Annotated in this window: 25 protein-coding genes; 23 read left to right on the forward strand and 2 right to left on the reverse strand. The window is 45.0% G+C overall.

Translation table 11 applies throughout. The features are described from left to right. Nucleotides 1-28: 28 nt before the first annotated feature. The gene (locus tag BUC05_RS01780) at nt 29-961 is read right to left on the reverse strand and encodes an aldo/keto reductase (protein WP_011246511.1); all 933 of its coding nucleotides are present in this window, start codon (nt 959-961) and stop codon (nt 29-31) included. An 87-nt stretch (nt 962-1,048) separates the two neighbouring features. After that, the gene (locus BUC05_RS01785) at nt 1,049-1,975 is read right to left on the reverse strand and encodes a Na/Pi symporter (protein WP_035203958.1); all 927 of its coding nucleotides are present in this window, start codon (nt 1,973-1,975) and stop codon (nt 1,049-1,051) included. A 187-nt stretch (nt 1,976-2,162) separates the two neighbouring features. Between BUC05_RS01785 and rpsU the strand changes: the two genes are divergently transcribed. The 23 genes from rpsU (at nt 2,163) to BUC05_RS01900 (ending at nt 23,190) form a co-directional block, all read left to right on the forward strand. Continuing rightward, nucleotides 2,163-2,336 (forward strand): 30S ribosomal protein S21, encoded by a 174-nt coding sequence (gene rpsU / locus BUC05_RS01790; protein ID WP_011246513.1) that lies wholly within the window; start codon nt 2,163-2,165, stop codon nt 2,334-2,336. 21 nt (nt 2,337-2,357) lie between these two features. Next, a complete protein-coding gene (locus BUC05_RS01795; protein ID WP_011246514.1) occupies nt 2,358-2,816 on the forward strand; it encodes a GatB/YqeY domain-containing protein in 459 nt (152 codons plus the stop codon). A 158-nt stretch (nt 2,817-2,974) separates the two neighbouring features. Continuing rightward, nucleotides 2,975-4,339, forward strand: a complete 1,365-nt coding sequence (locus BUC05_RS01800; protein WP_011246515.1) for an NfeD family protein — start codon at nt 2,975-2,977, stop codon at nt 4,337-4,339. A gap of 3 nt (nt 4,340-4,342) precedes the next feature. After that, complete coding sequence (gene floA / locus BUC05_RS01805; RefSeq protein ID WP_011246516.1) at nt 4,343-5,365, forward strand: flotillin-like protein FloA; 1,023 nt, start codon at nt 4,343-4,345, stop codon at nt 5,363-5,365. 16 nt (nt 5,366-5,381) lie between these two features. Continuing rightward, a complete protein-coding gene (locus BUC05_RS01810) occupies nt 5,382-5,936 on the forward strand; it encodes a hypothetical protein (RefSeq protein ID WP_035203961.1) in 555 nt (184 codons plus the stop codon). 128 nt (nt 5,937-6,064) lie between these two features. Then, nucleotides 6,065-6,358, forward strand: a complete 294-nt coding sequence (gene yqfC, locus BUC05_RS01815) for a sporulation protein YqfC (protein ID WP_011246518.1) — start codon at nt 6,065-6,067, stop codon at nt 6,356-6,358. Between the two features lie 18 nt (nt 6,359-6,376). Then, complete coding sequence (gene yqfD, locus BUC05_RS01820) at nt 6,377-7,564, forward strand: sporulation protein YqfD (protein WP_035203964.1); 1,188 nt, start codon at nt 6,377-6,379, stop codon at nt 7,562-7,564. A 5-nt stretch (nt 7,565-7,569) separates the two neighbouring features. Next, the gene (locus tag BUC05_RS01825) at nt 7,570-8,535 is read left to right on the forward strand and encodes a PhoH family protein (RefSeq protein WP_011246520.1); all 966 of its coding nucleotides are present in this window, start codon (nt 7,570-7,572) and stop codon (nt 8,533-8,535) included. Nucleotides 8,536-8,572: 37 nt separating this feature from the next. Next, nucleotides 8,573-10,744 carry an HD family phosphohydrolase gene (locus BUC05_RS01830; protein WP_035203967.1) on the forward strand — a complete coding sequence of 724 codons (2,172 nt, stop codon included), beginning with the start codon at nt 8,573-8,575 and terminating at the stop codon, nt 10,742-10,744. Further along, a complete protein-coding gene (gene ybeY / locus BUC05_RS01835) occupies nt 10,741-11,223 on the forward strand; it encodes an rRNA maturation RNase YbeY (protein WP_035203969.1) in 483 nt (160 codons plus the stop codon). Before BUC05_RS01830 ends, ybeY begins: the two co-directional genes overlap by 4 nt. After that, nucleotides 11,198-11,587, forward strand: coding sequence for a diacylglycerol kinase family protein (locus tag BUC05_RS01840; protein WP_011246523.1), 390 nt, complete (start codon nt 11,198-11,200; stop codon nt 11,585-11,587). The genes ybeY and BUC05_RS01840 overlap by 26 nt, the downstream gene beginning before the upstream one ends. A gap of 18 nt (nt 11,588-11,605) precedes the next feature. Further along, a complete protein-coding gene (gene cdd, locus BUC05_RS01845) occupies nt 11,606-12,022 on the forward strand; it encodes a cytidine deaminase (protein WP_011246524.1) in 417 nt (138 codons plus the stop codon). Beyond that, on the forward strand, nt 11,997-12,908 hold the full coding sequence (gene era / locus BUC05_RS01850) for a GTPase Era (protein WP_011246525.1): 912 nt from the start codon (nt 11,997-11,999) through the stop codon (nt 12,906-12,908). The genes cdd and era overlap by 26 nt, the downstream gene beginning before the upstream one ends. A 199-nt stretch (nt 12,909-13,107) precedes the next feature. After that, nucleotides 13,108-13,251, forward strand: a complete 144-nt coding sequence (locus tag BUC05_RS01855; protein ID WP_073304015.1) for a YqzL family protein — start codon at nt 13,108-13,110, stop codon at nt 13,249-13,251. 28 nt (nt 13,252-13,279) lie between these two features. Beyond that, nucleotides 13,280-14,050: a DNA repair protein RecO gene (gene recO / locus BUC05_RS01860; RefSeq protein ID WP_035203973.1), complete on the forward strand. Its 771-nt coding sequence runs from the start codon at nt 13,280-13,282 to the stop codon at nt 14,048-14,050. 311 nt (nt 14,051-14,361) lie between these two features. Then, the gene (gene glyQ, locus BUC05_RS01865) at nt 14,362-15,249 is read left to right on the forward strand and encodes a glycine--tRNA ligase subunit alpha (RefSeq protein ID WP_035203976.1); all 888 of its coding nucleotides are present in this window, start codon (nt 14,362-14,364) and stop codon (nt 15,247-15,249) included. After that, nucleotides 15,242-17,323: a glycine--tRNA ligase subunit beta gene (gene glyS, locus BUC05_RS01870; protein WP_035203979.1), complete on the forward strand. Its 2,082-nt coding sequence runs from the start codon at nt 15,242-15,244 to the stop codon at nt 17,321-17,323. The genes glyQ and glyS overlap by 8 nt, the downstream gene beginning before the upstream one ends. A 27-nt stretch (nt 17,324-17,350) precedes the next feature. Continuing rightward, nucleotides 17,351-17,995: a transcriptional regulator CcpN gene (locus BUC05_RS01875; RefSeq protein WP_011246530.1), complete on the forward strand. Its 645-nt coding sequence runs from the start codon at nt 17,351-17,353 to the stop codon at nt 17,993-17,995. Nucleotides 17,996-18,019: 24 nt separating this feature from the next. Then, nucleotides 18,020-18,835, forward strand: coding sequence for a pyruvate, water dikinase regulatory protein (locus tag BUC05_RS01880; RefSeq protein ID WP_011246531.1), 816 nt, complete (start codon nt 18,020-18,022; stop codon nt 18,833-18,835). A gap of 258 nt (nt 18,836-19,093) precedes the next feature. After that, nucleotides 19,094-19,558, forward strand: a complete 465-nt coding sequence (locus tag BUC05_RS01885; protein WP_011246532.1) for a YaiI/YqxD family protein — start codon at nt 19,094-19,096, stop codon at nt 19,556-19,558. Between the two features lie 18 nt (nt 19,559-19,576). After that, nucleotides 19,577-21,388, forward strand: coding sequence for a DNA primase (dnaG, locus tag BUC05_RS01890; RefSeq protein ID WP_011246533.1), 1,812 nt, complete (start codon nt 19,577-19,579; stop codon nt 21,386-21,388). A 32-nt stretch (nt 21,389-21,420) separates the two neighbouring features. Then, on the forward strand, nt 21,421-22,542 hold the full coding sequence (gene rpoD / locus BUC05_RS01895) for an RNA polymerase sigma factor RpoD (protein ID WP_011246534.1): 1,122 nt from the start codon (nt 21,421-21,423) through the stop codon (nt 22,540-22,542). Nucleotides 22,543-22,806: 264 nt separating this feature from the next. Further along, nucleotides 22,807-23,190 carry a c-type cytochrome gene (locus BUC05_RS01900; RefSeq protein ID WP_011246535.1) on the forward strand — a complete coding sequence of 128 codons (384 nt, stop codon included), beginning with the start codon at nt 22,807-22,809 and terminating at the stop codon, nt 23,188-23,190. Nucleotides 23,191-23,200: the final 10 nt, after the last annotated feature.

The following is a 23,200-nucleotide window of genomic DNA, read 5'->3' on the forward strand; positions in this document are numbered from 1 at the left end:
AGAGATACTCCGCCTTTGTTGTGTCTTTTTAAGAAAACAAGTCGCTTATAAACGCTTTTTCTGTGTCTGTTAACTGGATGTCAGCGGCCTTTTTGTTAGCTATCCATTGTTCAGCACGTTTTGCTCCAGGGATGACAACATCAATTTCTGGACGCGTCAAATACCAAGCCAGCACTACATGGGCGATGTCGGCGCCATGGTTGTCGGCGATAGGCTGTAGTTTGTTGACCTTGTCGATGTTTTCCTTAAACGTTTCTCCTTGGAAATGCTTTTGTGAATTGCGCAAATCGCCGCTAGGAAAAGTGGTTTCTTTATTATATTTACCAGCAAGCAAGCCTGATACGAGTGGAAAATAAGGGACGAATGAAATTCGGTGCTCTGTGACGTACGGAAAAATCGTCTCTTCTGCCTCCCGGTTCAGTAAATTGTATTCGCCTTGGTAAACATCGACATCCCCGTTTTTATTTGCCTCTTTTAATTGTTCCAAACTAAAGTTCGACACACCTATTGCTCGAATTTTCCCTGCCTTTTTTAATTCAGCCAATGCTTGGACGGCCTCATCTTTTGGTGTTGATTCATCAGGGAAATGAATATAAAACAAATCAATATAATCCGTTTGCAGCCGTGTTAACGCCTCATCGACTGATTTTATTAAAAAGGACGGAGAATGATCAAATACGTAATCGTTGCCTTGTTTTTTATGGGCAGCTTTGGTGGCAATAATGACATCGCTTCGCTTAAACTCTTGCAGAACTTCACCAATTAATTCTTCTGAGCGCCCTTCGCCATAAATAAATGCTGTATCAAGAAAATTGCCGCCATGTTCAATGCTTTGTCGCACCAAGTCTTTACCAGCGTTTTCATTTAAGTTCGGGTAAAGGTTGTGCCCGCCAACAGCATTGGTGCCAAGACCAATCGGATAGACGCGTAGCCCTGATTTTCCGAGAATCGACTGTTTCATTCAATCTCCTCCTTAAAAATAGTTCTTTCATGCTATTTCCCTTATAATCGCCCCTTAAAACGAAGACATGGACATGCAAGAAAGAAGTCATCCTTTTGCCACATGTTCGACAAACTGGGCAAATTTAGCTGTGAAAGGGAGGACAAGGAGTGAGCAAGCAATATTGTACAACGTACTTGCATGGGCCAATTGGACGCTAGCCGTTTTTGCAAGCAAATAGGACACATCGGCCAAGTAAGGGATCAAAGCATAAAACAAAACCGCCCCCAATAAGTTGAGCCAAATGTGGGCATGGGCTACAAGCCTAGCCGTGTGCCCTGCGCCGATGCTTGCAATGTATGCGGTTAAGCAAGTGCCGATATTGGCGCCGAGCATAATAGCGATTCCAGATTCCATTGAAAGTCCTTGATCTTGGATAAAGCCCATTGCCATGCCGATGGTAGCTGTACTGGACTGAATGATGGTCGTCACAATAGCACCGACTCCGATGCCTGTTAAGTGGCTGTCGTTTGTCCATTGAAAAAAGTGATGAGTGACAGGGAAAGAGGCGAGTGGATCTGCCAATGATTCTAGCCCTGTCATCGCTAAAAAAATGCAGCCAATTCCAAATGAAACACATCCTGCTGTGTAGGAGGCCGCACTTTTGAACATAAGCAAAACGAGCCCGAATAGCAGCAGCGGCACTGCCAGGTCGGATAGTTGGAAGGCAACCAGTTCTAATGTAAAGCAAGAGCCGATATTTGTCCCTAAAATGACACCGATCGTTTGCCTGAATGAAATGATGCCAGCAGCAACAAGCCCAACTAAAAGCACCATTACAACAGAACTTGACTGAAAAAGCGCTGTGATAAGTGTACCTGCAATCAGCCCTTTCCAAGGGGAGTCAGTCGCTTTCAACAAAAGCGTTTGGACTTTTTCTACCCCTATCTGTAATAATCCGGCTCGCAAGATGAACATGCCGAACAGAAAAAGCGTAATAAATACAGCCATGACTGTAAACAGTTCTTTTCCCATGCAACCACCTCGTCCTTACACTATATGGACAAGTGAAAATAACATGACAGCAACTTTTGCTGGGATAGGCGAAAGCGGAAGTTTGCGGATTGCAGTTGACTTAAAAAGAGCCACTGTATTATAATGTTAAGCAGACGTGCTTTATGTACGTGTTGAGTTTGGTTGTTTTCGGAGGGAGGGAAATAAAATGGCAGAAACTCGTGTTCGCAAAAACGAATCGATTGATGCTGCACTTCGTCGCTTTAAGAGATCACTCTCTAAAGAAGGAACGTTAGCTGAGGTAAGAAAACGCAAGCACTTTGAAAAGCCAAGTGTAAAACGTAAAAAGAAATCTGAAGCGGCTCGTAAACGCAAGTTCTAATTTTTGAGAGGGTGGTTTCCCTTGGATCTTCTTGAGAGGTTAAACCTAGATATGAAGACTGCGATGAAGAATAGAGATAAAGACAGGCTTTCTGTCATCCGTATGGTGAAGTCCTCATTGCAAAACGAGCAAATTAAGCTTGGGCGCGATTTGGCTGAAAGCGAGAGCTTAGCTGTTCTTAGCCGGGAAGTCAAACAGCGTAAAGAATCCCTCCATGAATTTCAACAAGCGAATCGTGAAGATCTAGTAAAAAAGCAGGAAGCGGAGCTATCCGTGCTGAACGAATATATGCCTGCGCAATTGTCAGACGATGAATTAGAAGCAATTGTAAAAGAGACAATTGCACAAACAAATGCTACCTCAAAAGCTGATATGGGGAAAGTCATGGGCGCAATCATGCCAAAAGTAAAAGGCAAAGCCGATGGTGCCCTCGTTAATCGCCTGGTTATCAAGCATTTAACGAATGAATCGAACCAATAAAACCTCTGCTGTTAAGCAGAGGTTTTTTACTATCCTAATAATAGAATTGTTTGGTTTTCTCATGATGGCGTGATACACTTTTTTATGAAGGAACTGAAACCTTTAGGCGAATGGAATCGTACATAAAGTAATACCTGGAAAAGGAGGAGGATAGACGAGTGGGCAAGTGGATGAAATTCGCCTTAGTGTCCTGGCTGCTGGCGTGTGTGCTTTTGCCGTTTCAGGTGCTTGCCAACCAAGCCGACTCAAAGAACGCGTCCATTTATGTAATTCCGATTGAACAAACGGTCGAACGGGGCCTTGAAGCCTTTCTTGAGCGCTCATTTTCAGAGGCTGAAGAAAACGGGGCGGACCATATCATTCTGAATATTAACACCCCAGGAGGCGCTGTCGACGCAGCTGGCCATATCGCCAATATTATTAATAGCACTGATATTCCTGTTACTGCCTTTATCAATAGTGAAGCCATTTCAGCAGGCGCTTATATTGCTTTAAATGCAGATGAAATCATCATGGTACCGAATGGCCAAATTGGGTCTGCTGGCGTGATTGATGGGGCTGGCAATGCAGCAGAAGAGAAAACCCAGTCTCTTTGGATCAGCCGCATGAAGACTGCCGCTAGTGAACATGGCCCTGAAGGCGGGCGGAATCCTGATTATGCCGAGGCGATGGCAAATGCTGAATTTGATGTAGAAGGGTTCCCTTCCGGTTATCTGACGCTAAACGCCAAACAGGCATATGAAGTTGGCTATGCTGAAGCCATTAAGGATGATTTAGCAGGTGTACTTGATTATTTGGGCTACGATGAAGAGGAAGTCCATGTGACAGAAGCGAATGTGAGCATTGCTGAACAGATTGCTAGGTTTGTGACGAATCCAATTGTCATTCCGATCTTGCTTTCGATTGGCAGTTTAGGCTTAATTATGGAACTGTATTCGCCAGGGTTTGGCATTCCTGGCACTATGGGGATTAGCGCACTGCTACTGTTCTTTTTTGGCCACATGGTTGCCGGTTTTGCTGGCTGGGAGTCCCTCATTTTAGTTGTTATCGGAGCAGTGCTACTTGGTGTGGAATTTATGGCGCCAGGGTTCGGCATATTTGGCCTTCTAGGAATTGGTTTAATTGTCGGCGGATTCTTTATGGCCTCTTTTTCGACGACGGTCATGGTTTTTTCAGTCGGCATTGCCTTGTTTGTGTCTATAGTGGCGGTCATTGTCTTGTTCGTATTCTTTGGGGACAAAGGACCTTGGAAAAAGCTTGTCTTATCCGCCCAAACGACAGCAGCAGAAGGGTATCTCTCTGCAGAAACGAACAAAGCACTTATTGGAATGGAAGGCAAAGCGCTCAGCGTCCTTCGACCAGCTGGCATTGCTCTAATTGGAGACGAGCGGCTTGACGTGGTTTCTGAAGGGGGCTATATTGAGAAAGGCAGTTCACTTAAAGTGATTCATGTATCCGGTGCCCGTGTTGTTGTGCGGAAAGTAGAGCCGGTACAGTCATTAAAGAAGGAGGAGACAGACTAGATGATGAACGATTCAACGATTTTCGTTTTGATTGCCATTGCACTTGCAATCATTTTAATTGCGATCTTGTTTACGTTTGTGCCAGTCGCACTGTGGATATCCGCCATTGCGGCAGGAGTGAAAATCGGTATTTTTGAACTTGTAGGGATGAGGCTTCGTCGGGTTGTGCCAGCGCGTGTCGTAAACCCGCTCATTAAAGCAGTGAAAGCGGGCCTTGATTTGGATACATCCCGATTGGAAGGGCACTATTTGGCAGGGGGGAACGTCGACCGTGTCGTTAATGCCTTGATTGCAGCCCAGCGTGCCAATATTGATTTAAGTTTTGAACGTGCAGCAGCAATTGACCTTGCTGGACGTGACGTTCTTGAAGCTGTGCAAATGAGTGTAAACCCGAAAGTCATTGAAACGCCGTTTATTGCCGGTGTAGCAATGGATGGAATTGAAGTGAAAGCGAAAGCGAGAATCACTGTTCGTGCCAACATTGATCGCCTCGTCGGTGGCGCCGGTGAAGATACGGTTATTGCCCGTGTCGGCGAAGGCATTGTTTCAACGATCGGTTCACAAAACGATCATAAAAAAGTGCTTGAAAATCCTGACATGATTTCTCAGACCGTTCTTTCAAAAGGGCTTGATTCAGGAACAGCTTTTGAAATCTTATCGATTGATATTGCGGATATTGATATCGGCAAAAACATCGGTGCAGAATTGCAAACAGACCAAGCGCAAGCAGACAAAAACATTGCTCAAGCGAAAGCAGAAGAGCGCCGTGCAATGGCTGTAGCGAAAGAGCAAGAAATGAAGGCCCGCGTCGAAGAAATGCGTGCGAAAGTGGTGGAAGCAGAGGCAGAAGTGCCAATGGCTCTTTCCGAAGCACTCCGTCAAGGCCATATGGGCGTCATGGATTATATGAATTACCAAAATGTAATGGCGGATACGGATATGAGAGATTCGATCAGCAAAGCATCTGGAACGAAAGAGGAACAGCATTCGAAAAATGACCCTCGCAACCGCAACGTCGACAAATAAACAGGAGGGGAATTGAATGTCCGGTTTATTTGATTTTCTGTTTGCCAATCCGTTCCTTGTGATTATACTTGTTGGTGGACTGGTCAGCCTTTTCTCGCGAATCGGTCAGGCGACTCAACAACAGAACAATAGAGGCGAAGAATCAGAACAGCCTCCTGTCGAACAACGGCCGCAACGAGAACCGGTACAAACGCAGCCTCGCGTCGATCATAGACAGCCGAAGCAGCAGGAAATACGCTGGGAAGACTATTTTCCGCAAGAATCTGCTCCGCCTGCTCAACCAAAACCAGACATTCAACCTGCACGTGTTGAAGCAAGTGAGCGCGCCCTGGAGAAAACAGAAAAACTCCAGGAGCGCAGACGCCAATTGCAAGAACGTGTCAACAGGTTTAAAGAGGCTGAACAGGATTTAGCTTCTAAAAAAAGGGACGAGGCGAATGCTGGTGATCCCCTTGATTTAAATCTGTCTCATCTTTCTGGTAAGGAAGCGATGAAAGCAGTTGTTTTGGCGGAAATTTTAGGCCCGCCTAAAGGAAGGAAATTGGCAAAATACCCTCGTAGACAGTATTAATAAACAGCATTTCAGCTTGATATTGTCGACTTTGTCGGCAACCTCGCCGCAGCCCCCTATAGGGCTGCGGTTTTTTGTGCTATTTCCCTTCATTGATTCATAGACTCGTTAGGAGAGGGGGCTGCCAAATGAAAAAGATGACGAGCCGAATGAAAAACTGGATTGCCCATCACATGCAGCTTCCTGCTGATGTCCTCATGGATTTGCCGCGAATCACAATGATCGGCCAGCTGCATATCTACATTGAAAACCATCAAGGTGTACTCCGTTTTTCGAACCAGGAGCTTCGCCTTCTTTTAAAGCAAGGTCAGTTGCTAATAAAAGGAGATGGGTTTGTATTAAAAACGATTTTGCCCGAAGAGTTATTGTTGGAAGGGCGGATCGATGAAGTGCTGTTCATTGATGACAAAAAGAACCGTTAAGAAAGGAGCCAGACGGAGATGCGAAATGATTTCCTTAAATCATTTATTGGGTCTGTTACGGTAGAAGTGGCTGGCCAATATCCAGAAAGGCTACTGAATGCATGCCTAAAGAACAACATCCATGTCTGGAATGTCCGGCATGGAGGCAATGACAACATTCAGTTTGATGTAGCGTTGAACGATATTGCAAAAATCCGTGTTCTCTTTCGGCATTCTGGATGTAAGACAACCTTTACAAAACGATCTGGTTTGCCTTTTTTTATGAAAAAAGTAAAAATCCGCGCCGGGTTTGCCATTGGGATGGTGGCCTTTTTCATGCTCATGTTGTTTTCGTCGAGCATGGTATGGGGGATTCACATTAAAGGAGCGTCCCCCCACGTCGAACAAGAGCTGAGGGAAGTGATCGACGAAATTGGCATTAAACGAGGCGCTTTTCAGTTTAAATTACCCCAACCCGACGAAGTGCAACGCATTGTAACGGAGTATATCGATGAGGCCACATGGATTGGAGTGCGCAAAAAAGGGACGACCTTTGAATTTGAGGTAGTCGAGCAAGTACGCCAAGAAGCGCCTGAGTTGTTGAGTCCCCGTCATCTTGTTGCCGCAAAGAAAGCGGTCATCCATAAAATGTTTGTTGAAGATGGCAAAGCGGTGAAAAAAACCAATGATTTTGTAGAAGAAGGCGAATTGCTTGTATCCGGATTTATTGGCGCTGAAGGAAAAGAACAGACTGTAGCGGCAAAAGCATCGGTAATCGGTGAAATATGGTATACTTCTTCTGTAACTGTTCCACTCGAAAACACATTTGCTTCTTTGACAGGCGAGCAACAAAGCAAGCGTATGCTTGTATTAGGGGACATAGAGATTCCTTTTTGGAACATAAAAGAACCGGATTATGAGACGTATGAGACGTTTGAACAGAAGACGGAGTGGTCTTTGTTTGGCTATCGTTTGCCGATTCAGTTCCGTACGATCGATCAGCGTGAAACTTTGGAATTTACTCGCACGTATACAAAAGAGGAAGCTGTTGCAGTCGCGAAAGAGGAAGCGCGCCGGGAGTTAAGAGAGAAAATTCCAGAAGATGCGGAAATCATGTCTGAACATGTTTTGCAAGAAGCGGTCGAAAATGATAAAGTTTCTTTAATGATTCATTACCAAGTTCTAGAAGAAATTGCACGTGAAAAACCAATTATCCAAGGAGACTGAGGCGATTGTCTGAAACATCTTTAATCCAGCTAGGCGCAAAAGACGCTCGTATTACACAAGCGCTATACGGGCCAAATGACCAGCATTTGAAACGATTGGAGGAAGAGTTGTCGATCCAACTTGTTACAAGAGGCGAAGCAATATTAGCGATTGGTGAAGCAAGTGAAATCGAGCGTGCCGCCAATGTCCTTCAAGCGCTTGAACAAGTGGTGGAACGGCAACAGCAAATAAGTGAGCGTGATGTCTTGTATGCTGTACAGCTAGAAGCGGCTGGCAAGCTGGAGGAACTTCATGATTTATACGACGAAAATATTGCAACGACTGTAAAAGGGAAAAATATCCGCGCAAAATCACTTGGCCAAAGGCACTATGTATCGACGATTAAAAAGCATGACATGGTTTTTGGTGTCGGCCCAGCGGGGACGGGCAAAACCTATTTAGCTGTCGTCATGGCTGTTGCTGCCTTAAAAGAGGGCCATGTGCAACGAATTGTTTTGACTAGGCCTGCTGTTGAAGCCGGAGAGAGCCTTGGTTTCTTGCCAGGGGATTTGAAAGAAAAAGTGGACCCTTACTTGCGTCCCATTTATGACGCACTCCATGAAGTTTTAGGCGTGGAGCATACAGCAAGGTTAATGGAAAGAGGGACGATCGAGGTTGCGCCGCTTGCCTATATGCGAGGGCGTACACTGGATGATGCATTCGTCATTTTGGACGAGGCCCAAAACACAACCGAAGAGCAAATAAAAATGTTTGTTACTCGGTTAGGTTTTGGTTCGAAAATGGTTATAAACGGGGACTTGACACAAGTGGACTTGCCAAAAGGCAAGCGGTCTGGCTTACAAGCAGCATTGGCAAAGCTGAAAACCGTGAAAGGCATCGGTTTCGTTTACTTGCAAGCAAGCGACGTGGTCAGGCATTTGCTTGTCCAACGAATCCTTGAGGCGTATGAACATACAGAAAACGAGCAGTAACCAAAACGTTTTTGGGTAGAAAGCGAGGTGACCAGCTATGGCTGCAGACAAACGTAAAGCGCCTTCCACTCGTGCATGGTGGCGAAAAATAAAACACCAACCTTATATTCGTGTAACCATTCTTGCAATACTAGGCGTTCTGATTTATGTATCGATGTTAGACAACGTCATACCAGAGCGGCTAAACGTAAATTTGTCCGAGCCAGCGGAGCAAGATATTCGTGCACCTATGACGGTAGTGGACCAAGCGGCAACGGAGCAGCGAAGGACAGAAGCGATCGCCAGCATTGATTCCCAAATGAAGCACAATACAAAATACGAAGAAGACAGAGTTCAGCAAGTCAATGATATCTTTAGCGTAATTGGAAGTGTGAGGGGAGACTCAGCCGAGCTGGAAGGAGAGGAGGACAGCGATGACCAGGACGTGCCTCTTGAAGATCAAGTTGAACGTGTGCGCGCTGATTTCTCTGATACCACAAATGCTGATTTGCAAGATGAAACGATCGTCGCCTTGCTTGAGGCTACGGATGCCCAATTTCAATTAGCCCTTGACACCTCGGTAAATACAGTTCATGAAACCATGAGCCAACAAATTCGCGTTGGCGATTTGCAGGAGGTAAAACAAGAAGCGCGAGACCAAATTGATAGCATTTCGACGCTCGTTTCTGATGTGCGCCATGCTGTCGCTGAAATTGTTGACATGGCAATTGTGTTCAATGTTACATATGATGCTGAAGCAACACAACGATTAAGGCAGGAAACATCTGAAGCGATCGAGCCTGTTCTCATTCGCGAGGGGGAGCTAATTGTAAAACAAGGGGACATCGTTAACCATCAAGTTTACGAACAGCTCCGCCTTGTCGGCTTGCTTGATGATTCTTTAATCATTTATCCATACATAGGGCTAGCCCTATTTGTTTGCATTTTGATCGCGGTTTTAGCCTATTTTTTAAACGATTCGCAAACGACCGTTGCCACTGACAACTCCCATTTGCTCATGTATGCGATCGTCTTTACCGTGATTGTGGCATTAATGAAAACATCGAGTTACTTAGAGAGCCTATTGATGATAAACGGATTTGGGTTTGTTGTCCCAGCTGCAGCAGGAGCAATGCTCCTTACATTATTGTTGCAGCCAAAAATCGCGATTGTTTCTAGCTTTTTGTTTGCGATTATTGGCAGTGTTTATTACAATCACGATTCGACGAGCACATTTTCATTTACGTATGGCTTCTATATATTTATAAGCTGTTTAACGGCTACTTACTTTTTAAATAGCACGAACAAAGCTACGCGGATTTTGCGTGCCGGTCTGTTTGTTGCTTGCGCGAATATTATCACGGTACTTGCGCTATTATTAATGAAAAGCATCCATTTAAATGTAATGGAGATTGGCTTGCATTTTTCAGCAGCATTTTTGTCTGCATTTGTAGCTGCAGTGCTGACAATTGGATTGTTGCCATTTATTGAAACAGCTTTTGGGATTTTATCAGTTACAAGGTTAATCGAACTCTCGAACCCGAACCATCCGCTTCTGCGGAAAATCTTGACTGAAGCTCCCGGGACATACCATCATAGTGTGGTTGTCGGCAATTTGGCTGAAGCCGCTTGCGAGGTGCTCGGGGAAAATGGGTTGTTAGCCCGTGTTGGCTCTTATTACCATGATCTCGGGAAAACACGGAGGCCCCACTTCTTTATTGAAAACCAACTTAAAGGCGAAAATCCACATGATAAAATTTCGCCCCAACTTAGCAAGACCATTATCATTTCCCATCCTTACGATGGGGCAGAATTGCTTAGGCAACATAAGATGCCTAAGGAGATTATTGACATTGCCGAACAGCACCATGGCACAAGCTTGCTGAAGTTTTTTTACCACAAAGCAAATGAGGATGCGGAAAAACCTTTGCCAGAATCACAATTTCGCTATCCTGGGCCAAAACCGCAAACGAAAGTGACGTCAATTATTTCGATTGCGGACAGTGTAGAAGCAGCAGTTCGTTCTATGCAAAAACCGACCCCTGATAAAATTGAAAACTTGGTAGATAAAATTATTAAAGATAAACTGGAGGATGGGCAGTTTGATGAGTCCGATCTGACGCTAGCCGAATTAAACGCCATTAAAGTTTCCTTATGTGAAACGTTAAATGGCACATTCCATCAACGAATCGAGTATCCAGAAGAAAAGCCTAAAGGAGAAAAACCATGATTGATGTGGAATTAAATGATGAAGGGCAGTTTCTTTCAAGCGAGCAATTGCAACTAGTTAAAGACGTGCTAAACCATGCTGCGCAAGAAGTGAGCTTGTCCCAGCAAAGCGAAGTGTCGGTGACATTTACTACGGAAGAGGACATTCACGAGTTAAACCGCGAACATCGAGGGATTGACCGCCCGACGGATGTACTGTCATTTGCTTTAAATGATGAAACAGGCGATTTTGATCCAACCTTTCATGAGGAGCTGGGCTTACCTAATTTGTTAGGGGACATCGTCATTTCAGTCCCCCATGTCGAGAGGCAGGCTGCTGATTATGGCCATTCGTTTGAACGGGAACTTGCTTTTCTTGTTGTTCATGGCTTTCTTCATTTGCTTGGCTACGACCATATGAACGAGGAAGAGGAAAAGCAAATGTTTACTAAACAAGAGGAGATTTTACAATCCTATGGGCTTGGGAGATCGGAATCATAAAGGAATCCGCCGCTTTTTGCATTCGTTCCGTTATGCAAGCGCAGGGCTCATTGATGTCATTAAGCATGAGCAAAACATGCGTATCCACTTAATTAGTGGGGCGGTTGTATTGATTGCTGCTTGGGCGTTGTCTGTTTCCATTGAGCGGTGGCTCGTGCTTTTGCTTGTGGTCGGCGGTGTATTGTCATTGGAAGTGATGAATACGGCAATTGAACGTACCGTCGACTTAGTGACGGAAGAATACCGCCCTTTAGCAAAGCGTGCAAAAGACATTGCTGCCGCCAGTGTGTTCGTGTTCTGTATCTTTGCTGCGGTAATAGGAGTGATGATCTTTTTTCCGTACTTGCTCGAATTATTCCAGTAAGAAGGAGTCGGTGCTAAAATGGATGCCGAAACATTAATGCAACATGCGATCACAGCAAGGAAGGACGCCTACGTCCCTTATTCATCGTTCGCTGTAGGAGCGGCTTTGCTCCTTGAAGACGGTTCAGTTGTCTTAGGGGGAAATATTGAAAATGCAGCATATAGCTTAGCGAATTGCGCTGAGCGGACTGCTTTGTTTAAAGCATATCGAGCGGGGCAAAAGCCATTTAAAGCAATGGCAGTTGCAGCAGACACACCAGGACCAGTCTCGCCGTGCGGTGCATGCAGGCAAGTGCTGGCCGAATTGTGTCCACCAGAAATGCCTGTGTATTTATGTAACTTAAAAGGAAATGTGAAACAAACAACAGTGGAAGAATTGCTGCCTGGATTTTTTAAAGCGGAGGATTTATATGAAGCAAAAAACAACAACATTTAAATCAGGGTTTGTGTCCATTATTGGCAGGCCAAATGTTGGAAAGTCAACCCTTTTAAACCGGGTGATTGGCCAGAAAATTGCCATTATGTCAGACAAGCCGCAAACAACACGGAATAAAGTGCAAGGCGTGTTGACACGAGACGACGCGCAACTTGTCTTTATGGACACGCCTGGCATTCACAAACCGAAACACCGGCTAGGCGACTTTATGATGAAAGTCGCAAAAAATACGCTCCGCGAAGTGGATTTGATTTTATACGTGGTGGAAGCGGATGCGAAATTCGGCCCTGGTGAACAGTATATTATCGAACGACTTCAGGAAACGAAAACACCGGTGTTTTTATTGATTAACAAAATTGATAAAGTTTCTCCAGAAGAATTGCTTAAAGTGATTGATTTGTACAAAGATCGTTATCCATTTGCAGAAATTATCCCGATTTCCGCATTGGAAGGGAATAATGTGCCAACGCTTGTCGAACAAATTGTGGAGCACATGGAAGAAGGGCCGCAATATTACCCGGCAGACCAAGTGACGGACCACCCAGAACGGTTTATAATTGCTGAGCTTATTCGCGAAAAAGTGCTTCATTTGACGAAGGAAGAAATTCCACATTCTGTCGCTGTAGTCATTGAACAAATCAAAAAGCGGGACAATGGCAAAGTATATGTTGGCGCCACTGTCATCGTCGAGCGTTCGTCGCAAAAAGGCATTATCATTGGCAAACATGGTGCCATGCTAAAAGAAGTCGGCCAGCTTGCCCGAAGCGACATTGAAGCGCTGCTTGGTTCTAGCGTCTATTTGGAACTGTGGGTGAAAGTCCAAAAAGACTGGCGTAACCGACCGTCTCAATTAAAGGATTATGGTTTTAATGAAAATGAATATTAACTGGGAAAACAATGGGTTCAAACTGGGCGTTTGACCATTGTTTTTTTATGTCGCCTGATTTATGATTAAACAAACAATCTGATAAAATTAACCAAATTAAAAAAGTCAAGCGCAGGCAATTAACAATATTTCCATCGAATGGGCGATGCGGATAAGGGAATGATACAACCGAAGACTTAAGGAGAGGGAGGCGTTTAACATGCTTGTTCTAACATGGAAAGTGTTTTCGCAAACGGGCAACGTTGAAACATACCTGCTTCATAAAGAGTTGGAGCGGGACATGGAAGTGCAAGACGAAACGGCTTATGAACCAGATGATTTATCGGATTCAACCTTATCTTAAATCCTGTTGCTTGCTGTAAGGATGGACCATGTTAAAAAAACAAGATGCAATCGTGCTAAAATCAATTGATTACGGCGAAACGAATAAAATCGTAACTCTTTTTACAAAAGAAGACGGCAAACTTGCTGTTTTGGCGAAGGGGGCAAAAAAGCCTAACAGTCGCTTTGCCGCTGTCACACAGCCGTTTGTTTATGGAAGTTACTTATATTTTCAAGGAAACGGTCTTCCCTCTTTAAGCCAGGGGGAGGCCGTCGATTCATTTAAAGAACTACAATTTGATATCGTTAAATCGGCTTATGCGGCTTATATAACGGAACTTGTCGACAAACTGACGGAAGAGCGCAAACCGACGTTCTTTTTATTTGATTGGCTTCTGCTGGCGTTGCGGCAAATCAACACCGGACAAGACGCGGAAATAATTGCACGAATCATGGATATGAAGATGCTTCCACTAGCTGGAGCAAAACCGGAGCTAGATTGCTGTGCCTGTTGCCGCTCGGAGACCCGTGATCCTGTTGCTTTTTCAGTTGCTTATGCTGGTTTTTTGTGCAGGAATTGTATTCATAAAGACGAGCGCGCTTTCCCAATCACTCTACCATTTGCCAAGTTGTTTCGAGTGCTTTATTACGTCGATTTGACGAAAGTAGGCACCATTTCTGTGAAAGCTGAAACGAAGCGGCGGTTAGAATGGATGATCCGCACCTACTACGATGAGTATGTGGGGGTACAGTTAAAAGCGCGCCGCTTTATTAGCCAACTAGACAAAATTGGCGGCTTAAGCAGTGACGTTGACAAGTAGGGGGAGCAAGCGTATAATGTGGATACGATTATAGGTGCAGTGACGGAAAAAAACAGCATTTGCCGTCTGGTTTGTAGCGACTTTGGGAGGGTGGAAGCCAAAGAGCCAGAAAATGTTGGAGGCGCTTCCTGAGCACATTCGGAAGAAAGAGATTAGACGCTTATATGAAGTTGAGGCCTCTCAGGCTGATGTCCGAGGCGCACTTAAGCGTTTAATAAGTAGGGTGGAACCGCGGGTGAACCTCGTCCCTACGCCAATAGGCGTAGGGGCGCTTTTTTGTCTTCTACGCTGAAAAAGGAGGAAGTTGATCAATGAATGTACAAACAATGATTTTAACGCTCCAATCATTCTGGGCGAAACAAAATTGCATTATTTTAAATGCGTATGACACCGAAAAAGGGGCAGGCACGATGAGCCCCCATACGTTGTTGCGCACCATTGGCCCAGAGCCTTGGAATGTTGCGTATGTGGAGCCATCCCGACGTCCTGCTGATGGGCGTTATGGTGAAAACCCGAACCGGCTTTACCAACACCACCAGTTTCAAGTCATTATGAAGCCGTCTCCATTGAACATCCAAGAGTTATATTTGGATAGTCTTCGGGCATTAGGCATCGATCCTTTAAAACATGACATTCGGTTCGTAGAAGACAACTGGGAAAACCCAACGCTCGGGTGTGCGGGCCTCGGCTGGGAAGTATGGCTAGATGGGATGGAAATTACCCAATTTACGTATTTCCAGCAAGTAGGCGGCATGGAGGCCAATCCTGTTTCTGCAGAGATTACTTATGGATTAGAACGATTGGCCACATATATACAAGATAAAGAAAATGTATTTGACTTGGAGTGGGTCGAAGGGTTCACCTATGGCGATATCTTTTTACAGCCAGAGTATGAACATTCTACGTATACATTCGAAGTTTCTGATGTAGATATGTTGTTTGATTTATTTTCTACTTATGAAAAAGAAGCAGAAAGAGCGCTAGCCCGCGATCTTGTTTTTCCTGCGTATGACTATATTTTAAAATGCTCCCATAGCTTTAACTTGCTTGATGCTCGGGGCGCCATTTCCGTAACAGAAAGAACCGGCTATATTGCCCGGGTTCGCACACTCGCTCGAAAAGCGGCGCGCAAGTACTATGAAGAGAGAGAAAAGCTTGGCTTTCCTATGCTTAAAAAGGAGGACGCCCACGATGAATAAGCCATTTTTACTTGAACTAGGATTGGAGGAGTTACCGGCTCGTTTTGTTACGCCTTCCATTACACAGCTCGCTGAAAAAGTGCAAGCATGGCTTGATGATAAAGGCCTTTCGTACGGAGAAATCCACTCTTACGCTACGCCAAGAAGGCTGGCTATACTCGTTGAAGATTTGGCGGACCGGCAGCCTGATATACATGATGAATCGAGAGGGCCTGCCTTAAAAATTGCCAAAGACGAAAGCGGCGCTTGGACAAAAGCGGCGCTTGGATTTGCGAAAGGACAAGGAGTAGAAACGAGCCAGCTGGAAATAAAAGCGGTAAATGGCACTGATTATGTGTTTGCCAAAACACATAAAAAGGGTGAAAAAACAAGCGTGCTATTGCCGGAACTTAAAGAATTGATTTCGGGCTTAACATTTCCAAAAAGCATGCGTTGGAACACCTACTCCCTTCGCTATGCTCGGCCGATCCAGTGGCTTGTCGCTCTCTATGGCGAGGACGTCATTCCTTTTTCAATTAACGGTATCGAAACAGGTCGAAACACGACTGGACACCGTTTTTTAGGGGCTGACTTTCCATTAGACAATCCAATCGAGTATGCGGACGCCCTGAAACGTCAATATGTCATTGCCGATGCTGAAGAGCGAAAAGCAGCGATTGTAAGTCAGTTAAAGCAAATGGAGGAAGAGCATAGCTGGGTTGTGCCAATAGATGAAGCGCTTCTTGAAGAAGTGACACAATTAGTCGAGTATCCAACTGCGCTATCAGGCTCATTTGACGATTCGTTTTTAGCTTTGCCGAAAGAAGTATTAATTACAACGATGCGTGAACATCAGCGTTATTTTCCAGTAGAAGCGAAAGATGGCCGTTTGCTTCCGTACTTTATTACAGTGCGAAACGGAAATGAAGAATATATTGAAAATGTCGCCAAGGGCAATGAAAAAGTGTTGCGTGCTCGCTTGTCTGATGCTGCCTTTTTTTATCATGAAGACCAAAAGATTTCTCTTCAGGCAGCAAACGCTAAACTAGACAACATCGTTTTTCATGAAGCGATTGGTACAATGGGCGAAAAGGTAGCCCGTATCGGCGAATTGTCCAAATGGCTTGCAGGTGAGGCGAACTTGGGTGCCCAAGAAAGGCAAACAGTGGAGCGTGCTGCCGCTATTGCCAAGTTCGACCTTGTGACTTACATGGTTGGCGAATTCCCAGAACTACAAGGAAGAATGGGTCAGGAATATGCGGAAAAAGCAGGAGAGACCCCTCAAGTAGCGAAAGCGATTTATGAGCAGTACTTGCCTCGCTATGCAGGGGACAAAGTGCCTGAAACTGAAGCGGGTGCAGTGTTGGCGCTTGCCGACAAACTCGATACGGTCGTCTCTTGTTTTTCCATTGGCTTAATCCCCACTGGCTCACAAGATCCGTATGCGTTGCGCCGCCAAGCAACGGGGATCATCCACATTCTTCTCCAAACTGAAATGCCTTTGACACTTGAAAACATGGCTGTTCATGCGCTTGATTCCATTGCAAAAAAAGGGTTTATGACAGAAAAAGTCGAAACGACCAAGCAGGAATTAATCAGCTTTTTTGCGAATCGCTTGAAGCATGTCATGCTAGAAGCTGGCTTTCGCTATGATATTGTTGATGCGGTGCTTGCCGCTCCGCTTGTCGATGTTTATACGATGTTCGCCAAGGCAAGGCTGTTAACTGAACGTGCGGAAGACCGGGAGTTTAAAGAAGTGACCGAAAGCTTGAGTCGTGTCACAAATTTGGCTAAAAAAGCGCCAAAAGGTGTTTTCGTTTCCGAAAATCTGTTTGAAAATGAAACGGAGTCACGCTTGCTTGCTGCTACGCTAGAGGTCGAGTTCGGCTTGGCTGAGGCTTGGAAGGTCAAAGATGCGTATGCCGCTTATCAAGCGTTGGCTCAGTGTCGTGCCACGATCAACACGTTCTTTGACCATACGATGGTGATGGCTGACAATGAAGCCACTCGCAATAATCGCCTTGCGCTGCTTGACCGATTGGCGAAATCAATCCAGTCCTATGCTGATTTTCAAAAGATCGTCTTCTCGGCCTAAGATTATTGGCACTGGCTTAAAAAAGAGGTGAGTCCAATCGAATTATCAACTAGGCAACAGCAAATCGTCGATATTGTAAAGGAAAATGGCCCAATTACCGGCGAACACATTGCAGAACGTCTATCCTTAACGAGGGCGACTCTACGTCCAGACTTGGCTATTTTAACAATGGCCGGGTTCCTGGACGCCCGGCCTCGGGTAGGCTACTTTTATACGGGGAAAAGTGAAAGCCCCGTTCTTGCCGATAAACTCCAGGAAATCAAAGTTCACCATTATCAATCGAGGCCCGTTTTAATTGAGCAATCAGCTTCTGTATACGAAGCGATTTGCACGATGTTCTTAGAAGATGTAGGCACACTTTTTATTGTTGATAGCGATGCAACATTGGTTGGAGTCGCTTCTCGAAAAGACTTGCTACGGGCAAGCATGGGCGGACAGTCGATTGAGTCTATTCCTGTGAGTGTCATTATGACGCGAATGCCAAACATTACGATGTGTGAAAAGGATGATTCGGTAATTGAAGTCGCACAAAAGCTCATCTCCCGGCAAATTGATGGATTGCCAATTGTAAAAAAAGTAGACACTGGATCAGGTTTCGAAGTGGTGGGGCGTATTACCAAAACCAATATTACTCAGCTGCTTGTTGATCTAGCCAGCAAAGACGGAATGTAACTTCAAAAGAAAAGGGGCGCGCTTATGACAAACGACACAGAACGCCTAGTGGTTTACATTGTTTCCGATTCCGTAGGGGAAACAGCCGAGCTTGTTGTAAAAGCTGCTGTCAGCCAGTTTAGTGGCTCCAATGTGGAGCTTAGAAGGATTCCCTATGTAGAGGACAAAGGGACGATCCAAGAAGTGGTGCAAATTGCACGCAAAGCCAAGGCGCTGATCGCGTTTACGCTTGTCGTCCCAGAAATAAGGGACTTTTTGTTGGAAAGCGCAAAGGCGGCGAATGTAGAAACGGTGGACATCATTGGGCCAGTACTTTCAAAAATTACCGACTTAACCAATGCGAAGCCACGCTATGAACCTGGGTTGATCTACCGGTTGGACGAAGATTATTTCCGCAAAGTTGAAGCTATTGAATTTGCGGTCAAATACGATGACGGCCGGGACCCCCGTGGTATTATTCTTGCCGACATTGTGCTGATCGGTGTTTCCCGTACTTCGAAAACGCCGCTCTCTCAATACTTAGCCCATAAACGGCTAAAAGTGGCGAATGTCCCTCTTGTTCCTGAGGTCGAGCCACCAGAAGAATTGTTCAAAATCTCTTCCAAAAAATGCATTGGCTTAAAAATCAGCCCAGAAAAACTAAATAGCATTCGCACGGAACGATTAAAAGCGCTCGGGCTTAAATCGGAAGCCAACTATGCAAACATCGATCGTATTAAAGAAGAACTCGAGTATGCGAAAAAGGTAATGGATCGAGTCAATTGCCCTGTTATCGATGTTTCAAATAAAGCAGTTGAAGAAACAGCCAATTTAATTTCAAGCATGTTTCAACGAAATTAAGTAGCATTGATATTTCTTACTGTTCAAATGATCCCCAATCAAGTATAATTGAACATTGGGGATTTTATCATTGATGTTTCATTGTTTTTATGTATAAAATCCTAAGAGAACAAATAAATTTAAAAAGTCAAGACTTATTCTTATTTTTTTGGCAATGATAGAACTGAAGGAAGGATAGCTGTAGCGCTTTTTTCGACACATTTTTATTTTTTTCGCCAAGGAAGAAGGAGATCTGTTGAAAATGTTGAATGATAGTGTATGGTGATTCCATCTAACACGACTGTCTACGTTGATGCGGATTCTTGCCCAGTAAAAGAAGAAGTCATTTCACTTGCGCGGACATTCGGCAAAAAAATGGTCTTTGTTTATTCTTATGCGCATACCATGAGTTTGCCAAAGGATGTAGAAACGGCTATTGTCGATACGAGTAAAGAAGCAGCAGATCTTTATTTGCTGCAATCTGTCAACCGCGGAGATGTCTGTGTGACGCAAGATCATGCGTTAGCGTCGCTCCTTCTTGTAAAAGGTGTGATCGTGTTGTCGCCCCGTGGGCATGTGTATAAAGAGGAGGAAATGCCAGCTATGCTTGCATGGAGGCATACCTCACAGAAAGCCCGGAGAGCTGGGAAAAAGACGCGTGGCCCAAAAAAATTTACAGCATCTGACCGAGCCGCGTTCTATCATGCTCTATATGCTGTACTTGAAAAGATAGCAAAGGAATAGAATTGTGGTGATTGCCTAGTGGCTGTGAAAATACCCGATGAAAAACTTACAGAGGTCAGGGAAGCAAGTGATATTGTTGAGGTCATCGGCGAATATGTGCAGCTAAAAAAGCAAGGGCGTCAGTACGGAGGCCTTTGCCCGTTTCATGACGAGAAAACGCCGTCTTTTTCTGTATCGGAAGACAAACAAGTGTACCATTGTTTTGGCTGTGGAGCCGGTGGGAATGTGTTTACTTTTTTGCAGGAATTGAAGGGCTGGTCTTTTTCTGAAACCGTCTCCCACCTCGCAGAACGTGCAAAAATAGCTTTGCCGCAAATGCAAAAAACAGAGACGGACAAACCTGAAGATGCGCGCATCAGGCAAATGAAAAAAGGCCACGAGCTCGCTGCCTCTACTTACCATAGCATTTTGACGCTAACAGAAGAAGGGGCTCCAGGGCGTGTTTATGCACAAGAGAGGCTTTTCACGCAAGACCAGATTGAACATTTCCGAATCGGCTATGCCCTTAATGATTGGGAAACGCTCGCTGTGATCTTTGAAACAAATGGCCTTGACTTAGCTGTAATGGCAGAATCAGGCCTTTTGGCGAAACGCAAACAAGGAACGGGTTATTATGACTTGTTTCGCGAGCGACTTATGTTTCCGATTACGGATAGTCAAGGAAGCGTAGTGGCATTTGGCGGTAGGGCCATTGGCGAAGGCCAACCGAAATACTTGAACAGCCCGGAAACGCCGATTTTCCACAAAGCAAAGACGTTATTCCATATGCATGAAGCTCGTCCGAGCATCCGTAAACAAAACAAAGCCCTGTTAGTAGAAGGGGCATTTGACGTAATGGCCGCTTGGAAAGCTGGAGTGACAAATGTTGTTGCTACGCTAGGCACTGCTTTAAGCAGCGATCATGCCAAACTTCTTCGCCGCAATGCAGAAGAAGTCATTTTATGTTATGATGGCGACCGTGCCGGGAGAGAAGCGATTCGCAAAGCGATTCCCGTGTTGGAGGAAGCTGGCTGCAAAGTGTCGATTTGCCTACTTCCCGAAGGGCTCGACCCAGATGATTATGTGAAGCAGCATGGCGAAGAGGCATTTGTGCGCATACTCGACAACGAATGTTTATCCGTAATGGCCTTTCGAATGTTGGATTTAAAGCAAGGCAAGAATATGCAAAATGAAGGAGATCGGCTCCAATATATCGAAGAAATCGTACAGATGTTGGCAAAACTCGAGCATTCTGTCGAACAAGAATACTATTTGCAGCAACTTGCAGAAAGTTTTACACTGCCGATGGATGTGTTGCGCCAAGAGTTAAGCCGGGCCGAACGCCTACTCAAACAAACAAAAGAGACACCTAAAGCGCTGCCGCGAGCGGAAAAGCCAACTTCCGGCCGAAAGCAAGGAAGCGCACGGCCTGTACCAGCTCATGTCAAAGCCGAACGGATCTTGCTAGCTTATATGCTCCAAGATACGGAAATGGTGTGGCGCGTCTCAGAAAAGCTAGGAACTGGCTTTAACCTCGAAGAACACCAAGCCCTTTATGCTTATTTGCTTTCATTTGTAACTAGAGAGCCTGATGCGAGCATGAAGCGTTTTGTAGAAAGCCTTGAAGATCGAAGGCTTGCAAAGCTGGCGGCATATTTGCTCATGCAACCATTAAAAAATGAGTGTTCAGACGAGGAGCTTGCTGATTATATAAAGCGGATTGAGCAATACCCAAAATGGGTAAAACTGAAAGAACAGCAGCAGGCTGCGCGGTTTGAACAAGACCCAATCCGGGCGGCAAAACTGCAAATGGAGTTGATTCGCTTAAAAAAAGAGCTCCAAAGCCAGTAATGTATGGTTTAATTTTGGAAGGAGGGGATCGAATGGCTGACAAACCGTTGCGTCCTGTAACAGAAGGTGACCTTACCATCGATCAAGTAAAAGAACAACTGGTGGAAACTGGGAAAAAACGTGGTACATTGACGTATGCCGAAATTACAGAGAAAATGGCTGCGTTTGAACAAGATTCAGACCAAATGGATGAATTTTACGAGTATCTTGGTGAACAAGGCGTGGAACTTTTGAACGAAAGTGAAGACGACGTGCCATCGCTTGCACAAGTAGCCAAAGACGAAGAAGAGTTTGATTTAAATGATTTAAGCGTCCCTCCAGGGATTAAAATAAATGACCCAGTCCGTATGTATTTGAAAGAAATTGGCCGTGTTCCATTGCTTTCAGCGGAAGAAGAAATCGATTTGGCTAAACGAATTGAACAAGGCGACGAAGAGGCGAAAAAACGGTTAGCGGAAGCGAATTTGCGCCTCGTTGTTTCGATTGCAAAACGTTATGTTGGCCGCGGCATGCTATTCCTTGATTTAATTCAGGAAGGCAATATGGGTTTAATTAAAGCTGTTGAAAAGTTCGATTATGACAAAGGCTTTAAATTTAGCACATATGCCACTTGGTGGATCCGCCAAGCAATCACACGGGCCATTGCAGACCAAGCCCGTACGATCCGCATTCCTGTGCATATGGTTGAAACGATTAATAAGCTGATCCGTGTACAGCGCCAACTTTTACAAGATTATGGGCGCGAGCCAACCCCAGAAGAAGTCGGCAAAGAGATGGATTTAAGCCCCGACAAAGTAAGAGAGATTTTAAAAATTGCCCAAGAGCCTGTATCGCTAGAGACGCCAATTGGCGAAGAGGATGATTCCCATCTAGGCGACTTTATCGAAGACCAAGAAGCTCTAGCGCCATCGGATGCAGCCGCGTACGAGCTGCTGAAAGAACAACTCGAAGACGTCCTCGATACACTAACTGACCGTGAGGAGAACGTATTGCGCTTACGTTTCGGGCTTGATGACGGCCGGACAAGAACGCTTGAAGAAGTAGGCAAAGTGTTTGGCGTTACGAGAGAGCGAATTCGCCAAATTGAAGCAAAAGCGCTCCGTAAATTGCGCCATCCTAGCCGCAGCAAGCGTTTAAAAGACTTTCTTGATTAATTAAAGAGATCGCTGATCGTTTGGCTTGCCCCTTTGCAAGCCAAACGATTCTATTTTGCTTAATTCCTATTTTACTGGGTATGAAAGGGAAATGCAAATCGCCATTTGAAATTTTCTTAATAGTATCATCTGGCAAATTGTTGGTTTTTCAATTAAAATAGGGACGAGCCCTTTTCAGAAGTGTCCATATACAGTAAACTAAAGAAGATTCGTGCTTTTTTACATAAGAAAAAGACCTCTAACTTAGAAAGGAGAGCACTGTTAATGAAAGGACGCCCATTAATCCCTTTTGCCATTATTGCATTGCTTGGTGTCGTTTTAATGGTTGCGCTTTCAGCTGTTGGCAACCATATGCGCAACATCGCTGAGGAAGGCGGAGAAGGGGCACAAGAGGAAGTCGTGATTGATGATCCAATCGAATACGGCGAAACAGTTGTCTCAGAATCGTGCATTGCCTGCCATGCCAATGACTTATCAGGCACCGGAAATGCTCCGGCTATCAATAATTTAGAGGGACGTTTGTCTCATGAAGAAATTGTTGAAATTGTCACCAATGGGCTAGACGGCGGCATGCCGGCTTTCGGAGGCCAATTGCAAGAGAATGAAATTGAAGCCGTAGCAGAGTATTTGCTTGACGCTTCCCAATAAGAGCAGGGGA

The sequence above is a fragment of the Shouchella rhizosphaerae genome (assembly GCF_900142675.1).
In the GTDB taxonomy this organism is placed as follows: Bacteria; Bacillota; Bacilli; order Bacillales; family Bacillaceae_D; genus Shouchella; species Shouchella rhizosphaerae.

What these genes read in the sequence shown, in the direction of transcription:
- BUC05_RS01855 (WP_073304015.1), top strand. Translation starts at nt 13,108, where the DNA reads ATGCTTGTTCTAACATGGAAAGTGTTTTCGCAAACGGGCAACGTTGAA.
- era (WP_011246525.1), top strand. Translation starts at nt 11,997, where the DNA reads ATGAAGCAAAAAACAACAACATTTAAATCAGGGTTTGTGTCCATTATT.
- yqfC (WP_011246518.1), top strand. Translation starts at nt 6,065, where the DNA reads ATGAAAAAGATGACGAGCCGAATGAAAAACTGGATTGCCCATCACATG.
- BUC05_RS01900 (WP_011246535.1), top strand. Translation starts at nt 22,807, where the DNA reads ATGAAAGGACGCCCATTAATCCCTTTTGCCATTATTGCATTGCTTGGT.
- rpoD (WP_011246534.1), top strand. Translation starts at nt 21,421, where the DNA reads ATGGCTGACAAACCGTTGCGTCCTGTAACAGAAGGTGACCTTACCATC.
- cdd (WP_011246524.1), top strand. Translation starts at nt 11,606, where the DNA reads ATGGATGCCGAAACATTAATGCAACATGCGATCACAGCAAGGAAGGAC.
- BUC05_RS01810 (WP_035203961.1), top strand. Translation starts at nt 5,382, where the DNA reads ATGTCCGGTTTATTTGATTTTCTGTTTGCCAATCCGTTCCTTGTGATT.
- rpsU (WP_011246513.1), top strand. Translation starts at nt 2,163, where the DNA reads ATGGCAGAAACTCGTGTTCGCAAAAACGAATCGATTGATGCTGCACTT.
- BUC05_RS01785 (WP_035203958.1), bottom strand. Translation starts at nt 1,975, where the DNA reads ATGGGAAAAGAACTGTTTACAGTCATGGCTGTATTTATTACGCTTTTT.
- floA (WP_011246516.1), top strand. Translation starts at nt 4,343, where the DNA reads ATGAACGATTCAACGATTTTCGTTTTGATTGCCATTGCACTTGCAATC.
- yqfD (WP_035203964.1), top strand. Translation starts at nt 6,377, where the DNA reads ATGCGAAATGATTTCCTTAAATCATTTATTGGGTCTGTTACGGTAGAA.
- ybeY (WP_035203969.1), top strand. Translation starts at nt 10,741, where the DNA reads ATGATTGATGTGGAATTAAATGATGAAGGGCAGTTTCTTTCAAGCGAG.
- glyS (WP_035203979.1), top strand. Translation starts at nt 15,242, where the DNA reads ATGAATAAGCCATTTTTACTTGAACTAGGATTGGAGGAGTTACCGGCT.
- BUC05_RS01885 (WP_011246532.1), top strand. Translation starts at nt 19,094, where the DNA reads ATGGTGATTCCATCTAACACGACTGTCTACGTTGATGCGGATTCTTGC.
- BUC05_RS01780 (WP_011246511.1), bottom strand. Translation starts at nt 961, where the DNA reads ATGAAACAGTCGATTCTCGGAAAATCAGGGCTACGCGTCTATCCGATT.
- recO (WP_035203973.1), top strand. Translation starts at nt 13,280, where the DNA reads ATGTTAAAAAAACAAGATGCAATCGTGCTAAAATCAATTGATTACGGC.
- BUC05_RS01880 (WP_011246531.1), top strand. Translation starts at nt 18,020, where the DNA reads ATGACAAACGACACAGAACGCCTAGTGGTTTACATTGTTTCCGATTCC.
- glyQ (WP_035203976.1), top strand. Translation starts at nt 14,362, where the DNA reads ATGAATGTACAAACAATGATTTTAACGCTCCAATCATTCTGGGCGAAA.
- BUC05_RS01830 (WP_035203967.1), top strand. Translation starts at nt 8,573, where the DNA reads ATGGCTGCAGACAAACGTAAAGCGCCTTCCACTCGTGCATGGTGGCGA.
- BUC05_RS01840 (WP_011246523.1), top strand. Translation starts at nt 11,198, where the DNA reads ATGGGCTTGGGAGATCGGAATCATAAAGGAATCCGCCGCTTTTTGCAT.